Origin of the sequence: Desulfomicrobium norvegicum (assembly GCF_900114595.1) — a bacterium.
Lineage (GTDB): Bacteria > Desulfobacterota > Desulfovibrionia > Desulfovibrionales > Desulfomicrobiaceae > Desulfomicrobium > Desulfomicrobium macestii.
In genome coordinates this window covers 23,904-44,275 of the sequence record NZ_FOTO01000014.1, presented here as the reverse complement: position 1 = coordinate 44,275, position 20,372 = coordinate 23,904, and the positions used below count along the sequence as shown (strand labels likewise).

Genomic DNA, 20,372 nt, shown 5'->3' with positions numbered 1-20,372 from the left:
ACCCATGTTCCGCTTCATTCATGCCGCCGACATCCATCTCGACAGCCCCCTGAGGGGCCTCGAATCCTACCCCGACGCCCCCGTGGAGCAGATCCGCGGGGCCGCGCGGCGGGCCTTCGACAACCTGGTCAGCCTCGCCATCGACGAGGGCGCGGCCTTCGTCCTGCTGGCCGGGGACCTCTTTGACGGCGACTGGAAGGATTACAACACCGGGCTGTACTTCACCCACCGCATGGGCCGCCTGCGCGAGGCGGGCATCCGGGTTTTCCTGATTGCCGGCAACCATGACGCGGCCAGTTCCCTGACCCGCGCCCTCGGCCTGCCGGACAACGTGACCATCTTTTCCCACAGGAAGCCGGTGACAAGGACGCTTGATGAGCTGGGCGTGGCCATCCACGGCCAGAGTTTCGCAGGGCGCAGCGTGACCGAGGATCTGAGCCGCGCCTATCCGCAGGCCCTGCCCGGCCTGTGCAACATCGGCCTGCTGCACACCAGCCTGACCGGCCGCGCCGGGCACGAGCCCTACGCCCCGTGCACCCTGGAAGGCCTGGCCTCCAAGGGCTACGACTATTGGGCCCTGGGGCATGTGCACCAGGGCGAGGTCGTGCAGACCCATCCGTGGGTGGTCTTTTCCGGCAACATCCAGGCCCGGCACATCCGCGAAGCCGGGGCCAAGGGCTGCCGCCTCGTCACCGTCGAGGACGGGCGGATCACGGACGCGGAATTCCGGTGCCTCGACGTCTTGCGTTTCGCGCTCTGCCGGGTGGACCTCGCGCCGTGCGAGCGTATCGAAGCCGTGGCCGACCGCGTGCGCGAGGCCATGGAGCGTGAGCGGCGCGACGCCGAAGGCCGCCCCGTGGCGCTGCGGGTCGTGCTCGAGGGGCGCAGCGCCCTGCATGAAGAGCTGCATCGTCTGGAGGAGCGCCTGCGCGATGACTTCCGCATCATGGCCGCGGACCTGGGCGATGTGTGGCTCGAAAAGCTGCGCATCGCCACGAAACCCCTGGCCTCCGACGCCGCCCCGGATGCCGATTCCCCGCTCGGCGGCTTGGTGCAGGCCATCGCGCAGCTGCGCCTCGACGCATCCCCGCTGACGGAAATGGTGCCCGAGTTCGAGGCCCTGCGCTCCAAGCTTCCCGCCGAGCTGCTGGGGGACGCCGATCCCTTCGGCCCGGACGGGGAGGGGCTGGCCATGCTGCGCGACGAGGTCAGGGATCTGCTCTTGTCCCGGCTGCAGGAGGGCGCATGAAAATCAGGCGTCTGGAATTCAAGGCCTACGGCCCGTTCAGCGACCGTGTGCTGGATTTTGATTCGGCCCTGCCCGGGCTGCACGTTGTCCACGGTCCCAACGAGGCGGGCAAATCGAGCGCCATGCGCGCGCTGCAGGCCCTTTTTTACGGGTTCCCGCCCCGCACCGGCGACAATTTCCTGCACGCCTACGACCAGCTGCTGGTCGGCGGCTGCTTGCAGCGCGCCGACGGCGACGAGCTATGTTTTTACCGGCGCAAGAAGAACAGGAACGACCTCTTCGACGCGCAGGACCAGCCCCTCCCCGCCGAGGCCCTCGCCCCGTATTTGCAGGGGCTGGGGCAGGACCTTTTTTCCAGCATGTACGGCATCAATCACGAGACCCTTGTCCAGGGAGGGCAGAGCATCCTCGATCAGGAGGGCGAGATCGGGCAGGCCCTGTTTTCGGCCGGAGCGGGCTTCGCGTCCCTTCGGGCCGTCATCGACGGTCTTGAGCGCGAGGCCGACGGGCTGTTCCGGCCAAAGGCCACCAGCCGGGAGATCAACCTGGCCGTCGCGCATTACAAGGAGTTGCAGTCGCGCCTGCGCCAGGCCAGCCTGGGCAGCCAGGAGTGGACCAGGCACCGCCAGGCCCTGGCCCAGGCCGAGGAGGAGCTGCGCGTCCTGACCAGCCGGGGCCTTGAGCTGGAGCGCGAGATCCACCGGCTGGAGCGCCTGGGACGGGCCTTGCCGTTTCTGGGCCGGCGGAATCTGCTGCTCGAAAAACTTCAAGTTATGGGTGAGGTTGTAATCCTGCCCGATGATTTCGGCGCCAGACGGCGGCAGCTGGATGAAGAGCGGCGACTGGCCAAGGTCCGTCTGGAAGGCGCGCTGCAGCGGCTGGCCGAGCTTGAGGGCATGCAGGTTGCCGCCGGTCTGAACCAGGCGGTCCTCGACCATGCCGACGACATCGAGGATCTGCATCAGCGTCTGGGCGAGTACCGCAAGGGCCAGAAGGATTTCCCCGGCCTCGAAGGCATGCGCGTGGCCTACAAGACCGAAGCGGCCCAGCTCCTGCGCCGCATCCGGCCGGACCTCGACGTCGGGCAGGCCGAAAGCCTGCGCCCGGGGCTGGCCAGGCGCAAGTCGGTCCAGACCCTCGGGCAGCGGCGCGAGGCCGTGCTGCAGGAGGTCCGCCAGGCCGAACAGCGCCTGCGCGAGCTGCAGCGCGAGCTTGAGGGCAGGAAGGCCGAGCTGGCCGCCGCGGGTCCGGCCGCCGAGGCCGGGGCCCTGATCCAGGCCCTGAATCTGGTTCTCAAGGCCGGTGACCTGGACGGCGAGCTGGAACGCCGCCGCGCGGACCTGCTGCGGGCCCGGGGCGCCTGCCAGGCCGCCCTGCAGCGCCTCGGGCTGTGGGACGGAACCCTGGACGAGGTGGCGGGAGTCCGCCTGCCGCTGCCCGAGACCGTGAATGAATTTGAACAGGCGCTGCAAGTGGTGGACGAGGAGCTGCGGCGGCACTCCGTCGAAGAGGTGCGCTTGAGTCAGGAGCTGGCCAACCTGAACCGGGATCTGCGCGCCATCGAGCACGCTTCCGTGGTCCCGTCGGAGACCGAGCTGGCCGGCTGCCGCGCCCGCCGCGAAGAGGGCTGGTCGCTGCTGCGTCGGCGCTGGCTCGACGGGGAGGACGTGACGCGTGAAAGCCTTCTCTATGCGCCGGAGCAGCCCCTGCCCGAGGCGTACGAAGAGAGCGTGGAGCTGGCCGACCAGACCGCCGACCGCATGTACCGCGAAGCGGACCGGGTGCAGAAGCACGGCCAGCTTCTGGCCGGGATCGAGGCCGCGAGCCGGAATCTGGACGAGCTGCGCCGCAGGTCGGAAATGTCGCGCCAGGCGCGCGAGGATCTTCTGGCGCGTTGGCGTAAGCAGTGGGCCGCAAGCTCGATCATCCCCCTTGGCCCGCGCGAGATGCGGGCTTGGCTTGGCAATTTCGAGGCCCTGCGCCTGCAGGTCGAGGAACTGGGCAGAATCGAGTCCGAGGTGCGGGCCGGGCAGGCGCGGCAACAGGAATTGCGGGCTGTGCTGATGCGGGAGCTGGCGGCGGCGCAGGAGCAGCCGCCCCTGCCGGGGACCGGGCTTGAGGTGGTGGTGCGCCGGGCCCAGGCCGTGGTCGACAGCCTGCGCGAAGGAAACGCCAGGCGCGAAGCCCTGGCCAGGTCGGTCCGTGAGCTGGAGGCGGCCCGGGACAAGGCCGAAGCGAACGTGCAGACCGCCCGCCTGAATCTGGACGAATGGCGGCAGGCCTGGGAGGAGGCCCTGGGCTCCCTTGGCCTGCCTGGCGGCGCGTCCCCGGACGAGGCCTCCGATTATGTGGAGACGGTGCAGGAGTGCCTGGCCAAGCTCCACGAAGAGGATGTGCTGCGCAAGCGCCTCAAGGGCATCGAGCGCGACGCGCGGGCCTTCGAGAACAGCGTGCGCGAGCTCGCCGCCCTGATCGCCCCGGACGAAAAGGAACTCGATGCGGCGCTGACGGTGGGGCGGCTCAAGGGCCTTCTGGCCCAGGCCGTCCGTGACCAGGCCGTCTCCATGCGGCACTCCCAGGAAAAGGCAGCCCTGCACGAGACTGTCCGCGTCCTGCGCGAGGAGCTGCGGCTTCTGGACGAAGGCATGGCCGCCCTGCGCCTGCAGTCGCACTGCGCGGACGACGAGTGCATGGACGCGGCCGAGCGCCGTTTTGCCGAGTATGCCGAGGTGCGCCGTGATCTGCACGAGGTCGAATCGACCCTGGCCGGCATGGCCGAGGGCGGCACCTTGCAGGATCTGGAGGCGCTGGCCGCCGGGCAGGACGCCGATGCCCTGCCGGGCAGGATCGCGGCCCTGCGCGCGGAGCTCGATGAGGAGGTCAGGCCGCGGACCGGGCCTTTGGCGGAGCGCGTGGGCCAGGAAAAGAGCGAGCTGGCGCGCATGAACGGTGATGACGCCGCCGCGCGCATCGCCGAGGAGATGCAGGAGGTTCTGGCCCGCATCGCGCGCCTGACGGACAGCTACATCCGGCTCAAGCTCGCCTCCCGGGTGCTGCGCGCCGAGATCGAACGCTACCGGGCCGCCCACCAGGACCCGCTGCTGGCCATCGCCTCCGGCCTGTTCAAGGACCTGACCCTGGGCTCGTTTGCCGCGCTGCGGGCGGATATCGACGACGGCGACAGGCCCGTGCTCATGGGCGTGCGTTCAAATGGATTTCTGGTGCGGGTCGAGGGCATGAGCTCCGGCACCAGGGACCAGCTCTACCTGGCCCTGCGCCTGGCCAGCCTGCAGCTGCGCCTGCAAAGCGCGGAGGCCATGCCCTTCATCGTCGACGACATCCTCATCAATTTCGACGAAGAGCGCGCCAGGGCCACCCTCGACGTGTTCGCCGGCATGGCTGGGAGCAACCAGATCATCATGTTCACCCACCAGGCCCAGATCGCGGACATGGCCCGGAAGATGGGGATGGAAGACCGGGTGTTCGTGCATGGGCTGTAGTTCGGGGTACGTGGGGGGGGCCGGTGTTTCTGACAGATTCCGGGCATGATGGGGCTGTATCAGTGCGGTCGCGTGCCGGGCGGTCTCCGGCGAGGGCCGTCGAAACTTCCTCGCCGGCCTCGTAATGCTTCCCGGCCTTGAGTTTTGGGCATTGGGCGGCGCTTCGAACGTGACACGGCCGGGAAGCAAACGATGCCTGGCTCGGTCAGACAGTCGACAGCCCTCGCCGGAGACCGCCCGACCCGCTCGGACCTGGCGTTGGGCGGGATGGCGGACATGGCCCGGAAGATGGGGATGGAAGACCGGGTGTTCGTGCACGGGCTGTAGTTCTGAGCACGTGCGGGGGCGTCGGGGGGATTGGTGGTCCCTGTAGCAATGTTTCTGTGGAGATCCTTTCCCGGGCGTGATGGGGCTGTATCAGTGCGGTCGCGTGCCGGGCGGTCTCCGGCGAGGGCCGTCGAAACTCCCTTGCCGGCCTCGTAATGCTTCCCGGCCTTGAGTCTTAGGCATTGGGCGGCGCTTCGAACGGACACGGCCGGGAAGCAAACGATGCCTGGCTCGGTCGGACAGTCGACGACCCTCGCCGGAGACCGCCCGACCCGCTCGGACCTGGCGTTGGGCGGGACGAAGGAAAGATCGGGCGTTGGGTGGGATGAAGGAAAGATCGGGCGTTGGGTGGGACGGAAATAAGATCTGGTTCGGGACGGCAGGTATCCGCCATCTGCCGATTCCTGCTCCGAATGCCCGCGAAATAACGTGTCATCCCCGCGCAGGCGGGGAACCATGCTTTCTTGACGCTACAGACAGTTGCGACAGGTCATCGTCCGCAGCCCGGTATCATTGCCCCTCCTCCCTGACCCGCATCCCGTCCGCGAGCGTATCCGGCGGATGCAGGATGACCCGTTCGCCTTCCTTCAGCCCGTCCCGCACTTCGGCATGCAGGCCATTCTCTCGGCCGATCTCCACCGTCCGCACCCATGCCTTGCCGGCGTCCAGCACAAAGGCCATCCACTTTCCGCCGCGTCGGAACAGGGCGCTCGTCGGCACCTGCGGCACGTCCTCGCCGCGCCAGGTGACGATGCGCGCCTGCACGCCGTAGCGGTCGCCGAGCATGACCCCTTCAGGCAGGTCGTCCATGAGTTCGGCCCGCACCTTGACCCGCTGCTCCTCCACGCCGATGGCCGAGACCTTGGTGAACCCTCCGGGTTCCACCACCGTCACCCGGGCCCGCAGCTCCCCCTGGCCGCCCCAGTGCGCGATGGCCGCCTCGGCCCCGGGCTTCACGGCCACGGCGTCGGTCGAGAGCAGCTCGATCTCGATCTCCAGGTCGCGCGGGTCGCCGACCTCCATGATGGGCGTGGACGCGGCCACGGCGCGGGCGTTCTCCTCCATGACGGCCAGGACGTACCCGTCCACCGGGGCCAGGATGGGCACGGCCTCGTCCTGGCCTGGCGCGGCGCCCCGGCTCAGGGCCGCCCGGGCCACGCGGGTCTCGTGCCCGGCCACCTGCAGGGCGAAGGTCGCCGCCTGCAGCTCCCGCTCCAGCACGCGCACCTGGTTCTCCGCCCTGTCCCATTCCTGCTGGGCCACGGCGCCACTTTTCAGCAGGGCGTCCAGGCGCGCAAGGTCCGTGCGCGCCAGCTCCAGGCTCGTGGCCACGCGCTCGCGCTCGGCCCGGCGCACGCGCTCGGCGGCCTCGGCCGCGTCCAGCCTGGCCCCGGCTTCGGCCCGTGCGCGCGGGGTCAGGAAGGTCGAGGCCTCGGGCGTGAGCACGGCCAGCACGGTCCGGCCCGCCATGATCCGCGTCCCGGCGCGCAGCTCCACGCGCCGCAGGAACCCCGCAGTGGGCGGGAAGACCACATAGCGGCTGCGGATGCGCGTCTTGCCTTCCTCGGTCACGCTGACGGTCATGGGCGCGCTGGCCACCCGCCCCGTCTGCACGGGCAGGGGCGAGGGCCAGAAGCCCGCGATCAGGAGCGCGGCCAGGGCGAGGCACAGAAGGACGAAGAGGAGGATGCGCCACGGACGGCGCCTGCGCGTAGTGTTCATTCGGGAGCCTTCAGTACGGCGAGGAGTTGCAGGTTCCTGATGCGGCGTCCGACCACCAGGAAGGACGCCATGGACGACGAGAGGACAATGAGCACGGCCGTGGCATAAGCCCTGCCGGTCAGCACCAGCGGCATGCGTACGGACTCGGTGTTGGCCGTGAGGACCAGGACCCGGGCCATCTCGCTGCCGATCAGCAGTCCAGGCAGCAGGGCCGCAAGGGTCAGGAAGATGAGCTCCGAGAGCAGGATCATGGTCGTTTCGGCTTCGGAAAAGCCCAGCACGCGCAGGGTGGCCAGGTCGCGGGTGCGTTCGGACAGGGCGATGCGCGCCCCGTTGTAGACCACCCCGCAGGACACGATGATGGCGAAGCCGAAATAGACGGCCTGCACCACGCCCATCATGTCGCCCATGGCCAGCTGGAAGCTCTCGCGGGCCGAGGAGGTGAAGACGGCCGAGGCGATGGCCGGGGTGTCCGCCGCCGCGTCCAGAAACTCGCTTCGATATGTATTGTCCAGGGTCAGGTGCGCGCCGCTGACGACCCGCTCCTCGCCCATGAGCCGGCCCAGGGCGTGGAAGTCCATGTAGGCCCCGACCCCGGCGAAATCCGTGATGGTCCCGGCCACGAAGGTTTCAAGCACCGGGCGGCGTCCTTCCTGGACCTCGATGCGCACCGGGTCCCCGGGCGCAAGTTCCAGCACTTCGGCCAGCTTCTCGGACAGGAGCAGGCCCGCCAGCGGCAGCTCCACGGCCCGCCCTTTGTCGTCGAGGAGCAGGTTCAGGCGCGCGTCGGGCAGGCGCCCGGTCAGACCGACGCGGCGCTCATGCAGGCCGTTCACGATGCGGCCCTGCACCACGCGGAAGGGCTCGACGTGCAGCACCCCCGGCATGGCCGCCAGGGCGTGCAGGGCCGCCGGGGAGGCGGGTTCGATGAGGGATACGGTGGCGTCCTGGCGCTGGGCCAGCCGCCACTGGAAGTCCATGAGGTAGTCGATGCCGTCGCCCATGGCCCCGGGCACGATGGGGATGGCCGTGGCCATGGCCAGGCCCAGCGCCGTGAAAAAGGCCTGCCAGGGCCTGCGCTCCAGGTTGCGCAGGGCCATGCGCTGGATGGGCGAGAGCAGGCGCAAAAGGCCCATGCGCTCCAGCACGGACGGCTCGAAGCGCGTCGGCGGCTCGGGCCGCATGGCTTCGGCCGGGGGCAGCTTCACGGCCTGGCGCACGGCCCCGAGCACACCGATGAAGGACGCTCCGGCGCTGGCGGCCAACGCCAGGCCCAGGGCCCACCAGTCGGGCCGGAAGACGAGGTTCGGGAACTGGAAGAAGCGGCGGTAGATCTCCACCAGATTCTGCCCCAGCCACAGGCCGACCACGGAGCCCAGCAGGGTGGCGGCCACGACGGCGGCCAGGGCGAACTGGAAATAGTGCAGGCCCACGTCCGCCGAGGAGTAGCCAAAAGCCTTGAGCTGGGCGATCTGCTCGCGCTGCAGGCGGACCAGCCGCGTCAGGGCCGCGCTGGTCATGAAGGCGGCGATGGACAGGAAAATGACCGGGAAGGCGATGGCGAACCCCTTGAGCATGGCGATGCGGTCGTCGATGAGCTTGGTCGAGACGTGCTCCGAGCGGTCGAAGGCCACCAGCGCGCCGTAAGGGGCCAGGATACGGTCCAGGTCCTTCTTCACGGGACCGGTTTCGGCTCCGGGGGCCAGGGTCAGGATGACGCTGTTGAAGGCGCCCTTGAGGATGAAGGCGTCGGCCAGGGACCCTTCGCTCATCCAGAAGGTGCCGTAGCGGCGGTTGTCGGGCACGGTCTCGCCGGGCCGCGTCTCGTACACGTACTCCGGCGACATGCCGACGCCGACGATGCGCAGCGTAGTCCGCGCCCCGTAGATGGTGGCCTCCAAGGTGTGGCCGGGGACGAAGCCGTGGGCCTTGGCGAAGGGTTCGCTGACCACGACCTCGTCCGGGCTGTAGGGCTCGGGCAGGCGCCCCTGGCGCAGGTGCAGGCGGTTGACCTCCGTCTCCCGGCCGTCGGGCAGGGACAGGACCAGGCCGTCCGCCGGTTCGGCCAGGCCGGGCAGGTCCAGGGTCAGGGCGCCCTTGATGCGCGTCTCAAGGGACGCCACGCCGTCGATCTCCCGCAGGCGCGTCCCGATGGCGTTGGGGGCGCGCTTGAGGTCGCAGAAGACGTGGGCCAGGCGGTGGGAGGCGTAGTACTCGTCCCGGGCCGTCTCCAGGGACATGACCAGCCCGCGGGCCATGATCATGACCATCAGGCCGCAGGACATGACCAGGGCCACGGCGGCCATCTGCCCCTTCATGGACCACAGGTCGCGCAGGAGTTTGACGTTCAGGGCGCGCATCTCACCACTCCAGCTCTTCCGCCCGGCGGCGGGTCGCGTTGGCGCGGATGTCCGTGATGCGCCCGTCCGAGAGCAGGATGACGCGGTCGGCCATGTCCGCGATGGCCACGTTGTGGGTGATGACCACGGCCAGGGTGCCGAGCTCCGCGTTGATGCGCTCGATGGCCGAGAGCACGGTGATGCCCGTGCGCACGTCCAGGGCGCCCGTGGGCTCGTCGCACAGGAGCACGTCGGGGTTCTTGGCGATGGCGCGGGCGATGGCCACGCGCTGCTGCTCGCCGCCCGAGAGCTGGGACGGGAAATGGTCCATGCGTCCGGACAGGCCGACCCGGTTCAGGGCTTCGGCCGGGTCCATGGGGTCGTCGGCGATGTCGGTGATGAGGGCCACGTTCTCGCGGGCCGTGAGACTGGGGATGAGGTTGTAGAACTGGAAGATGAAGCCGACGTTTTCGCGGCGGTAGGCGGTGAGGGTTGTTTCGTCGGCGCCGGTCAGGTCCTGCCCGCGGTAGGAGAGGGCGCCGCTGGTGGGGGTGTCGAGGCCGCCCAGGATGTTCAGCAGGGTCGATTTGCCGCTGCCGGATGCGCCGAGGAGCACGACCAGTTCGCCGGGAAAGAGGTCCAGGCTGACCCCGCCCAGGGCCCGCACTTCCACGGCCGCGCCGGGGTAATAGACCTTGGTCAGGTCCCGGGCGCTGATGAGGGGGGAGGGGGGCGGCGTGGTCATGCGGAACTCCGTATTTTTTTGATGCGGTAGTACTGAAGCATGAATAGGGGGTTGAGGTCAATTTTGAGTGGAGGGTGGAGGAAAAGGCAGGGCGGAGGCAGATGAAAAGACAGCTTAAGGCATGGGCTGCTCAGGGCGTCGCGATCCGGTTTGCGCCTTACAAGGCCCGCCGAAACTCCTTCGCGGGCCTCGTAAGGCTTCCCCGTCGCGTGCAGGGCGAACGATCAGGGTCAGGCGGGGGACGACGGGGAAGCCAACGATGCCTGGCTCAGTCAGACAGTCGACGGCCCTTCCCGGCGCAAAACGGACCGCTCGGGCTTGAGCAAGGGATGGACGTGGGACGACAGGGAAAACCGACGATGCCTGGCTCAGTCAGACAGTCGGCGGCCCTTCCCGGCGCAAAACGGACCGCTCGGGCTTGAGCAAGGGATGGACGGGACGACGTGGAAACCGACGATGCCTGGCTCAGTCAGACAGTCGACGGACCTTGTAAGGCGCAAACCGAACCGCTCGGGCTTGTGCAGGGGCGAAGCCGTTGAAGAGTCGGGGGTGAGAACGTGGTGGTTGAGTTGAGATTGATGGAGGGTGGAAGAGGCGGTGCCCGGGACGACGGGGAAGCCAACGATGCCTGGCTCAGTCAGACAGTCGGCGGCCCTTGCCGCAACGAACCGCACCGCTCGGGCTTGTGCAGGGGACGGCAGGGTACAAGTCTGCGTTCACCTCGGTGTCATCCCCGCGCAGGCGGGGATCCATCCGGCGGCATCAGGGAGACTATGCGTCGTGGTGGGTGCGTCATCCTCGCGCAGGCGGGGATCCATCCCCCGATTTTCAAGATTCGTCTGGTCAAGGCAGGATTCCCGCCTGCGCGGGAATGACGTGAGGTGTGAGTTCGAAGTTGCCTTCGATTCACGAATGTTCCATCGAGGCGATAAGATGAGGGCATGAACGAAACGCCCCCGGACAGCCGGGGGCGTGGAAGGATTACTGCACGTGGCAGCTATTGCAGGCCAAGGGCGCGTCGCTTGGGCCCTGGCGTTTGAGTTCGCGGTGGCAGCCGACGCAGCTCTTTTCCGAGTCCTTGGTGGTGTGGAAAGTCCGGTAGACCGAGGAAATTTCCGTCCGTTCCTTGATGTTGTCATGACAGCCTTCGGTCATGCAGCTTTCAATGGTATAGGTGTCAGGCACGGTATGGTGGCACTGCTGACAGGCGATATCCATGTGCGAAGCATGGTTGAAGGTCACATCCCCTTTCTTGGGCGTGTAGCCTTCAAACTGCTTGGGGCTCATGGTCACGCTCTCGGGAATTTCGAAAGTTTCGCTCAGGGCGATCGTGGCGCTGCCTAAGATCATCAGTCCTACCAGGGCCAGCGTACGAAGACGGTTCATCATTTCCTCCTTGAATGTTCCAGATCTGATTCCCATGCCGCTTTTCCTCCTCGTCGTGGGGGAATTAAAAGCGGGTCAGGGTGTCCCTCGGGTAAAGTTTTTTCTTTATATTCTTAGCTTCTGGAGGGCAAGGACTCAAATGTGAACTTTGTCACGAAGCGGAAGGTCGCGCTCGGATCTGTTACGATTGGTTATTGCCAACAGTGAGGCGATGCTGTGAAAAGTCATTTTCGCGAAAGTTGGAATCCATTCTTTTCGGGTAGTTGAAAAGACATGGAAGGCCTTCTTCAAGAGGGTGTCGACGTGGTGCATTGACTGCATGTGCCCCGGCGGAAACGCGATTCTTCGCCTTGACAGGAGACGGGCTGCAAGTAGGACATTCCCCGTGCCCATCTTCTTTCGCCGTTCCGGGTTGCCTCCTCCGGATGATGACGGCGGAGTTCTTCAATTTTTTCTCAGGAGTCCCCATGGCAGACCCCCAGCCTTTAGAGCCTCTGGTGCAGATGGATATCGTCAAGGTCACGGCCGCCGGTTTCGCGCACGAGACCGATGTCGTGGCCACGGAAGTGCCCGTGACCATCATGACCCGGGATACGGAAATCGCCACCCTGATGTGCACCCCCGAACATCTTGGCGATCTGGCGCGCGGCTTTCTGCACACTTCCGGATTGCTGGCCCGGCCCGAGGATTTTCTGGACTGCGAGGTCGATCCGGCCGTCTGGGCGGTGCGTGTCAGCCTTGCCTGTGCAGTGGACCCGGAGCAACTCTCCCGTCGTACCTTCACCTCGGGTTGCGGCAAGGGGGTCATGTTCGCCAGCGCCCTGGAACTGGCCGGAAGCGGGCCCATGCCTTTCGGCTTCACCCTCCCCGCCGGGCGCGTCCAGGAGCTTGCGAACTGGTTCCGCCGCTATTCGGACCTGCACCACGCCACGGGCGGCGTGCATACCGTGGCGCTGAGCGTGGACGGACAGGATCCGGAGCTCATCCGGGACGACGTCGGGCGGCACAACGCCGCCGACAAGGTCGTGGGCCGGGCCCTGGCGCTGGGCGTGGACCTCGGGCGTACGGTCATGATCACCTCGGGGCGCATTTCCTCGGAGATCGTGCACAAGGGCAGAAGGGCCGGCATTTCCATCCTGGTTTCCCTGGGCGCCCCGACTCACCAGGCCGTGCTCCTGGCTCGGGAAATGAACCTGACCCTGATCGGCTTCGCCCGCCAGAACCGCTTTTCCATTTTCTCGGCTCCGGAGCGAATTCTGTGAACACCCGCGAAACCCGGTTCGTGGGCATGCAGTGCGTGTTTGCGGCCGTTTTCTGGATTCTGCTCGTCTTCTCGGCCGGATGCCTGACCCAGGATGAGCGACTGCTCGAACCCGCTGCCGCCGTCGATCTGATGAGCCGAAACCGGAACAACCCCGATTTCCTCATCCTCGACGTGCGCACACCGGGAGAATTCGGTCAGGGCTTTATCGAAGGCGCTGCACTGCTTGACTACTACGCCTCGGATTTCCGGGAACGTTTCGCACAGCTGGACCGCGACGCGACCATCTTCATGTACTGTCGCAGCGGCAATCGCAGTTCGCATGTGCTGCGGATGGCGGATGAGCTGGGGTTCAGGCGCGTTTACGATCTGCGCGGCGGGATTCTGGCCTGGAAAGAGGCGGGACTGCCGCTGGCCGAAGGTGGGATGAAGACACCGTCAGCGCCAGACAGTCCCGCTTCATGAACGAAGATGTCGCTGCAAAAAAAACGTCATCCCCTTGAAGATGTCACTGCAAAAAGTCGTCATCCCCTTGAAGAAGGGGATCCCTGCCTTTTTTATTGTCTGGAAGGAATACTGGACTTTTGGCTACCGCCTACAAGCTGATAATCTTGTCCGCGACCTGCTGGCTGGTGACCACGTCGAGCATGTTGGTGACCTGTCCGACCGCTTTTTGATCCATGAGCTTGAAGAATTCCAGACAGGTGCCGCAGACCAGAATGGACACTCCCGCGGCCTCCAGTTTCTTGAGCGCCTCCACGGCCGGATTTGTCGCCGTGGCGAGTTTAACGGCCCCGTTGACCATGATGATGCGCCACAGCGTATCGCCAAGCTCCGGCAGGGTGTTCAGGAAATTGCCCATCAGCCTGGAACCCAGAGTGTCATCTCCCGCGCCCATGGTGTCTGACGTGAGAAAGACCAGGATTTTGGCCGCGTCGGACGATTTCGCATTCTCCGGACCGTCCTGCGAGGCCTGCGAGGCTTGCGGGGCCTGCGAGGCTGATGCCTGCGGGTCCTGTGAAGAGGCCTTGATGGTCCACAGCGTGCCGTCCTTGCGCGTCTCGTCTATGCGCATGCCCTTGCTGGCCAGATAGCGGCTGACGTTGTCCATGGCTGCCTCGTTGTCGACTATGACTTCCATCATTTTGGGCGTTTGCTCGTCCAGAAGCCGCTTGCAACGCAATACGGGGTTGGGGCATGGTTCGTTTTCGCAATTGAGAACTATGGGCATGGTGAGACTCCCTTTTTGTTTTTTTCAGATGATTGTCGTGACCCCGGGTTCCGGTCAAATCGTTTAAACCTATACGTTTTTTATCTTTCCATCGAAAAATTCGATTCCATTCCGATTACATGAGGAGATGCATGGTGCGGATTCCCGTTTCCCCCAGGTTGATTGGTGCCGTTTTGGCCTTTTTTGTGCGTCTGTGGCACTTGACCTTGCGTGTGGAGCGGCTCAATACCGATGTCTTCACTGATCCGGAGCTGCGCGCCAAGCGTCCCGTGATCATGCTCTGGCACGACGAGATTTTTCCCCTTATTCCCGCCCATGCCGGTGAGCGCATGGCCTGTGTGGTCAGTCAGAGCAAGGACGGGGAAATCCTGGCCCGGGTGCTGGAGAGTTTCGGCTTCATGTCCGTGCGCGGTTCCAGTTCGCGCGGCGGCATGCGCGCCCTGATCGCCGCCAAGCGGGTCATGGACGAGCAGGGCGTGGGCATCATTTTCACCGTGGACGGGCCGCGCGGACCGCGCCACAAGGTCAAGCCGGGGGCCGTGTTCCTGGCCCGGCACGCCGGTTCGCCCATCGTGCCGGTGCGGGCTGTCATGAGCCGGGCAAAGGTCTTTCATCGCGCCTGGGACAAATTTCAACTGCCTTGGCCGTTTTCCAGATGCACCATCATCTACGGCGATCCCGTTTTCCTGCCCGAGCTTGGCGACGATCCTGCGGAAATGCAAAGGCAGTGCGAACATCTTGAACAGATCATGAACTCTCTTGGAAAAAACTTGTGAGACACATAGCCTACAACGCTTTTTTGCCCCTGGGCACGTCATTATCGCTGGAGCGGCTGCATGCCTTGGGAAACGGTATCGGCAAACTCATGTGGGCCGTCCTGCCTTCTAGGCGCAAGGAAACCACGGCCTGCATGCGCGACCGCCTCGGCCTTGGGGAAAGTGAGGCAAGGGAACTCGCCAAAGCCAGTTTCCGGCACAGCGCCTGCTCTTTTCTGGAGCTTTTTCACGCCCGCTACATGGATCACCGCTTCCTGGAGGAGCGCATCGAATACGAGAATCCGGATCTCTTCGAGCGCATGGGCGCAACGCAGCGTCCCGTCGTGGGCGTGACCGCGCATCTTGGATGCTGGGAGCTGCTTGGCGGAGTGCTCAAGCGCTTCAACACCAAGACCGATTGCCAGGTCGTGGCCCGGCTGCCCAAGGATGCCGCCCTGGCCGATCTTTTGATGCACATGCGCACCCAGAGCAAGATACGGGTCCTTCCCCATCGCGAGGCCGCGACCGAAGCCCTGGGCAAACTGCGTCGAGGTGGGCTCTGCGCGTTTCTGGTCGATCACAATTGCAAGCGCGCCGAGGCGCAGTTTCTGCCCTTTCTGGGCAAGACCGCGGCGGTGAACAAGGGCCCGGCCATTCTGGCCCTGCGTGCCAAGGCCGAAGTCTGGCCTTTTTTCCTTATCCGCCTGCCGCAGGGGCGGTTTAGGGCCGTGACCCTGCCCAGCCTGGACACGGCCGTTCTTGAAGGCAGCAGGGCGGAGCGGATCGAGCAGATCTGCCGTTTTTATACCGGGGCCGTCGAACAGATGGTGCTTCGCTACCCGGAGCAGTGGTTCTGGATGCATCGTCGCTGGAAAACCCAGCCGTGAGCCAAAGTCGGATTCAAAACCAGTCGAGGTGAATACATGCCCATGAACAGCCTTTTACATGCCGCCCGAGGCGAGACCCCGGTGGATCTGCTGATCCGAAACTGTCAGGTGGTCAACGTCCTCTCCGGGGAAATCCATCCCGGCAGCGTTGGCGTGAAGAACGGAGTGGTGGTCGGATTTGGCGAATACGACGCCCTTGATGTCGTCGATGCCTGCGGGCGCCATCTGTGCCCGGGCCTGGTCGAAGGGCACATCCACATCGAGTCCACCCTGCTCGATCCTGTCCGGTTCGCGCAGGTGGCGGCTTCCCACGGCACGGCCGTGGTCGTCTGCGATCCGCACGAGCTGGCCAATGTTCTGGGACTGGACGGGATCAGGTGGCTTCTTGAGATCACCCGCGACCTGCCCCTCGATATCCGCTGCATGATGCCTTCCTGCGTTCCGGCCACGCATCTGGAGACCGCCGGGGCGCTCATCACCGCCCAGGACATCGCGGCCATGTTCAAGGAATATCCGGACCGCATTCTGGGGCTGGCGGAGATGATGAACTATCCCGGAGTACTCTACCAGGACCCTCAGGTCATGGGCAAGCTCTTCGCGGCCGGAGACCGTCCCATTGACGGGCACGCTCCGGGTCTGTCCGGATTCGACCTCAACGCCTACGTCCTGGCCGGACCCGGCAGCGATCACGAGGCCTGCCATCTGGAGGAGGCCCTGGAAAAATTGCGCGCAGGCATGCACGTCATGATCCGCGAGGGCAGCTCCGAAAAGAACCTGTTCGACCTCCTGCCGCTCATCAACGACTTCAACAGTCAGAACTGCTCCCTGGTCACCGACGACCGCCACTGCGACGATCTGCTGCGGGACGGACACCTGGACCACACCATTCGGCTGGCCGTGAGCCGGGGCCTTGCGCCCATGCGGGCCATCCAGATGGCCTCCATCAACACCGCGCGCTATTTCGGCCTGCGCCGCAGGGGGGCCGTGGCGCCGGGCTACCGGGCCGATTTCGTGCTGCTCGACGACCTTGAATCCTTCTCCATTTTTCAGGCCTACCTCGGCGGCCGGGCCATCAGTCCCCAATCCTGGCGGCCCGCCTCCACGGAACGCGTCGTGACAAAAAGCGTGCACCTGGGGGAGATGAAATCCTCCTGCCTCGACATGCCCGCCCCGGCCGCCGGGAAGAAAGTTCGCGTCATCCGCACGATTCCTGGACAGATCGTGACCGGGATGGACCTGGTCGAGCCTCTGGTCCGCGATGGCATGATCATGGCGGACCCGGATGCCGACGTGGTCAAGCTGGCCGTCTTCGAGCGGCATCGCAGCAGCGGCGGGGTCGGGCTCGGGCTGGTGCGGGGCCTCGGGCTCAAGAGCGGCGCCATCGCCGGCACCGTGGCCCACGATTCCCACAATCTGATCGTGGCGGGCGTCTCGGACAGCGACATGATCCTGGCCATGCGCGCCCTGGCCGACTGCGGCGGCGGATTTGTCTGCGTGCGCGACGGCTGGGTGCTCAATCTGGTGCCCCTGCCCCTGGCCGGGCTCATGAGCGATGAGGATCCCGAAACGGTCGCGGCCGGGCTGGATCACCTGAACGCCAGCGCCCGGGAACTCGGCTGCCCGGAGAACATCAACCCCTTCATGCAGCTCTCCTTCCTTTCCCTGCCGGTCATTCCCCGTCTGCGCCTGACGGACAGGGGACTGGTGGACGTGGAGGCTTTTGCTTTCACCTCGTTGTCTGAATAATTTTTCACCGTTGTTGGCCGCTTATGTATTTTCGATCTGCCGTGACTTCACCTTTAAATGAATTTCGGAGTAATAATAATGTGGTATCGCCTCAGCCTGACCTGGAAGGTGCTTTTGATCATCTTCTGTGGTCCCATCCTGCTGGCCGTCGTTATGGCCTATCTGCACATCAGCGACATCCAGGAGGCGGCGATCAGCGCACGACTGAAGGAAAGCCGATCCGTGGTCATGATGGCCGAATCGGTGCGCGAGGACATGGCGCACAAGCACAAACTTGGAGTGCTTCGGCCCCTCGATGAACTTCGTAGCGATCCTGCGAAGCTCCTGCAGGCCGTGCCCATCGTCACGGCCATGAACACGGCCGCGGCCAAGGCGGCCGAGGCCGGCTATGAATTCAGGGTTCCCAAGGAAAGTCCGCGCAATCCGAAAAATGCGCCAAGCGCCCTGGAGAGGGAAGTCCTGACCGAGTTTTCGCGCACGAACCTGGCCGAGAAAGTCATCGTTGAGAAGGACCGGCTGCTCTATTTCAAGCCCATCCGCCTCTCCGAGGACTGCATGTACTGCCATGGCGATCCCAAGGGCGAAAAGGATCCGACGGGCGGCGTGAAGGAAGGCTGGAAGCCCGGCGAGGTCCACGGAGCGTTCGTCATCATTTCCTCCCTCAAGGAAGCGAACGAGGCCGTGACAATGGCCGCCCTCAGCATGGGCGGATGGACTGTCGGCATCCTGATCATCCTGGGCGTGCTCGGCTGGTTGCTGGTCAGGGCCAGTCTCCTGAATCCGCTGCGATCCACGGGTGAATTCCTGAAGCGCATGGCCACGGGCGACATGAGTGGAGAGCTCAAGATCGACAGCGGCGATGAGCTGGGCCGGATGCAGAAAGATCTGAACAACATGGCGTCCAGCCTGCGGGGCATCGTGACCGAGATCACCCAGCGGGCCAAGGTGCTTATGGGCTCCTCGGCGGAACTGGAGCGCATGTCCGACGGAATGCTCAGAAACGCCGAGGACTTGTCCTTGAAGTCCAACACGGTGGCCACCGCCTCGGAAGAGATGAACGCGAACATGAACACCGTGGCCGCCGCCATGGAGCAGGCCTCCGTGAACGTGGGCACCGTGGCCGCCGCTGCCGAGGAGATGAGTTCCACCATCCATGAGATCGCCGGAACCACGGACAAGACCCGCGAGGTGACCATGCGGGCCGTGGACAAGGCCACCTCGGCCTCGGAACGTGTGGACAAGCTGGGAGTGGCGGCCAGGGAAATCGGTAAGGTTACCGAGGCCATCAACGCCATCTCCTCCCAGACCAACCTGCTGGCCCTGAACGCCACCATCGAGGCGGCCCGGGCAGGCGATGCCGGAAAGGGTTTTGCCGTCGTCGCCAACGAGATCAAGGAACTGGCCAACCAGACCGCCACGGCCACGGACGAGATCCGGCAGCGCATTGAAGGCATTCAGACCTCGACCTCCGCCACCGTGGAGGAGATCGCCCAGGTCATGGCGGTGATCGGTGAGGTGAGAGACTTCGTCTCCACCATCGCCGCCGCCGTGGAACAGCAGTCTGCCGCCACCCGGGAGATTGCCGAAAACGTTGGCCAGGCTTCCCTTGGCATCCAGGAAGTGAACGAAAACGTGTCCCAGGCCTCCATGGTCACTGGTGAAATCGCCAAGGATATCGTGCAGGTCAGCGACGCTTCCGGCCATATCTCGGGCAACAGCACCGAACTCAAGCAGAGCTCGGAGAACCTGTCCCTGTTGGCGGGAGCCCTGGAACAACTGGTGAAGAAGTTCAAGCTTTAGGAGTTATTCCTTCAATGTTTTTTGAAACGCGCCTTCCGGGGCGCGTTTTTTTTGGACTGGGCTTTTGTGGAGATGGAAGAGAATGGGCGGCAGGGCGGTCGCGATCCGGTCCGCCCCGGTCAAGACCCGCCGAAACTCTTTCGCGGGCCTCGTAATGCTGAGCCGCTGCGTGGTGGCGCGCGAGGCCGGGGCCGGACGTTTGGCAACGATTCAGCAAACGATGCCTGGCTCAATCAGACAGTCGGCGCGCCTTGACCGGGACGAACCGGACCGCTTGGTGCGACGTGTGAGGCGGTTGTTGGTGGGAATTGGAAAGGCGTGGTGTTCGTGGAATTTTTTGGAGGATGAAGAGAATGGGCGGCAGGGCGGTCGCGATCCGGTCCGCCCCGGTCAAGACCCGCCGAAACTCTTTCGCGGGCCTCGTAATGCTGAACCGTTGCGTGGCGGCGCGTGAGGCCGTGGCCGGACGTTTGGCAACGATTCAGCAAACGATGCCTGGCTCAATCAGGCAGTCGGCGCGCCTTGACCGGGACGAACAGGACCGCTTGGTGCTGTGTGTGGGGATGGTTGTTGGCGGGATATGGCAAGGCGTAATGGTGGTGGGATTTGGAAAGGCGTGTTGGTACGCGTAAGAGTAGTGTCGTAATTTTGTTGTAAGAGCTTGTGGTTTTGTGCGTATTTGTAGTTGAGTATGGACTGGTAAGAATTGGTAAAAAATGGTTTGACATCTGATTAACTTTTGTTAATTGTTCGGACATGAAATTTGATGACTTCTTCCAGAGGGTGGCCAAGACCACCGGCATCTCCACCCAAAAGGAGCTGGCCGCGCTGCTGGGCATCGATCCTGCCGCCATCACCATGGCCAAGGGCAGGGGAGTGCCCAAGTCCTGGGGGTTGACCATCGCGGCCGCCTTCGGCGTCAATCCGGGCTGGCTCAAGACCGGGACGGGGCCCGTTTATCAGAATGAGCAGGCAAGCACCCTGCTCGTGCCCAAGGTCGCCGCAAGGGCCTGCGCCGGTGGCGGCTCTTTCGAACTGAGTGACAAGATCGTTGACGAGTTGCCCTTTGACCGTTCCTGGCTGAGCAAAAAGGGCAACCCCGGACAGATGGTCGCCATGGAAGTCATCGGCGACAGCATGTCGCCGGAACTGGAACCGGGCGACAACATTCTCATCGACCAGAGTCAGAACCAGGTCGCGGACAACAACCTCTATGTCGTCGGCCTCGCGGACAGCATCCAGGTCAAGCGTATTCAGGTCCGTCCCGGGCTGGTGGTTCTGTTCAGCACCAATCAGCGCTATTCGCCGGTCACCCTTCAAGGCGATGAGATCGACACCTTGAGAGTCATTGGCCGTGTTTTGTGGAGCAGCCGGGCTTACGCCTAGAAATTTTTTTGCCGGGCTGATTAACAAAAGTTAATTCT

General features: G+C 64.8%; 14 protein-coding genes. 9 read left to right on the top strand and 5 right to left on the bottom strand.

Annotated features, from left to right (window positions below):
* The first annotated feature begins 4 nt into the window (after positions 1–4).
* Positions 5–1,249 (top strand): metallophosphoesterase family protein, encoded by a 1,245-nt coding sequence (locus tag BMZ24_RS16455; RefSeq protein WP_092193853.1) that lies wholly within the window; start codon positions 5–7, stop codon positions 1,247–1,249.
* A complete protein-coding gene (locus tag BMZ24_RS20385; protein ID WP_092193852.1) occupies positions 1,246–4,749 on the top strand; it encodes an ATP-binding protein in 3,504 nt (1,167 codons plus the stop codon). Before BMZ24_RS16455 ends, BMZ24_RS20385 begins: the two co-directional genes overlap by 4 nt.
* An 837-nt stretch (positions 4,750–5,586) precedes the next feature.
* Here the strand turns inward: BMZ24_RS20385 and BMZ24_RS16445 are convergent.
* The 4 genes from BMZ24_RS16445 to BMZ24_RS16430 form a co-directional block, all read right to left on the bottom strand.
* Positions 5,587–6,798, bottom strand: a complete 1,212-nt coding sequence (locus BMZ24_RS16445; protein WP_092193851.1) for an efflux RND transporter periplasmic adaptor subunit — start codon at positions 6,796–6,798, stop codon at positions 5,587–5,589.
* Entirely contained in the window at positions 6,795–9,158 is a 2,364-nt protein-coding gene (locus tag BMZ24_RS16440; protein ID WP_092193850.1) for an ABC transporter permease, read from the bottom strand. Before BMZ24_RS16440 ends, BMZ24_RS16445 begins: the two co-directional genes overlap by 4 nt.
* A 1-nt stretch (position 9,159) precedes the next feature.
* Entirely contained in the window at positions 9,160–9,882 is a 723-nt protein-coding gene (locus BMZ24_RS16435; protein WP_092193849.1) for an ABC transporter ATP-binding protein, read from the bottom strand.
* 981 nt (positions 9,883–10,863) lie between these two features.
* Complete coding sequence (locus BMZ24_RS16430) at positions 10,864–11,268, bottom strand: cytochrome c3 family protein (RefSeq protein WP_161949204.1); 405 nt, start codon at positions 11,266–11,268, stop codon at positions 10,864–10,866.
* 467 nt (positions 11,269–11,735) lie between these two features.
* Between BMZ24_RS16430 and fdhD the strand changes: the two genes are divergently transcribed.
* A complete protein-coding gene (gene fdhD, locus BMZ24_RS16420; protein ID WP_161949203.1) occupies positions 11,736–12,530 on the top strand; it encodes a formate dehydrogenase accessory sulfurtransferase FdhD in 795 nt (264 codons plus the stop codon).
* Entirely contained in the window at positions 12,527–12,994 is a 468-nt protein-coding gene (locus BMZ24_RS16415) for a rhodanese-like domain-containing protein (protein WP_092193845.1), read from the top strand. The genes fdhD and BMZ24_RS16415 overlap by 4 nt, the downstream gene beginning before the upstream one ends.
* Positions 12,995–13,124: 130 nt before the next feature.
* Here the strand turns inward: BMZ24_RS16415 and yedF are convergent, their stop codons facing one another.
* On the bottom strand, positions 13,125–13,760 hold the full coding sequence (gene yedF, locus BMZ24_RS16410) for a sulfurtransferase-like selenium metabolism protein YedF (protein WP_092193844.1): 636 nt from the start codon (positions 13,758–13,760) through the stop codon (positions 13,125–13,127).
* 131 nt (positions 13,761–13,891) lie between these two features.
* Between yedF and BMZ24_RS16405 the strand changes: the two genes are divergently transcribed.
* The 5 genes from BMZ24_RS16405 (at position 13,892) to BMZ24_RS16380 (ending at position 20,334) form a co-directional block, all read left to right on the top strand.
* A complete protein-coding gene (locus BMZ24_RS16405) occupies positions 13,892–14,536 on the top strand; it encodes a lysophospholipid acyltransferase family protein (RefSeq protein WP_161949202.1) in 645 nt (214 codons plus the stop codon).
* Positions 14,533–15,402, top strand: coding sequence for a lysophospholipid acyltransferase family protein (locus tag BMZ24_RS16400; protein WP_092193842.1), 870 nt, complete (start codon positions 14,533–14,535; stop codon positions 15,400–15,402). The genes BMZ24_RS16405 and BMZ24_RS16400 overlap by 4 nt, the downstream gene beginning before the upstream one ends.
* Before the next feature lie 36 nt (positions 15,403–15,438).
* Positions 15,439–17,148, top strand: a complete 1,710-nt coding sequence (gene ade, locus BMZ24_RS16395; protein WP_092193841.1) for an adenine deaminase — start codon at positions 15,439–15,441, stop codon at positions 17,146–17,148.
* Positions 17,149–17,226: 78 nt separating this feature from the next.
* Complete coding sequence (locus BMZ24_RS16390; protein ID WP_092193840.1) at positions 17,227–18,948, top strand: methyl-accepting chemotaxis protein; 1,722 nt, start codon at positions 17,227–17,229, stop codon at positions 18,946–18,948.
* Between the two features lie 756 nt (positions 18,949–19,704).
* On the top strand, positions 19,705–20,334 hold the full coding sequence (locus BMZ24_RS16380; RefSeq protein WP_092193838.1) for a LexA family transcriptional regulator: 630 nt from the start codon (positions 19,705–19,707) through the stop codon (positions 20,332–20,334).
* Positions 20,335–20,372: the final 38 nt, after the last annotated feature.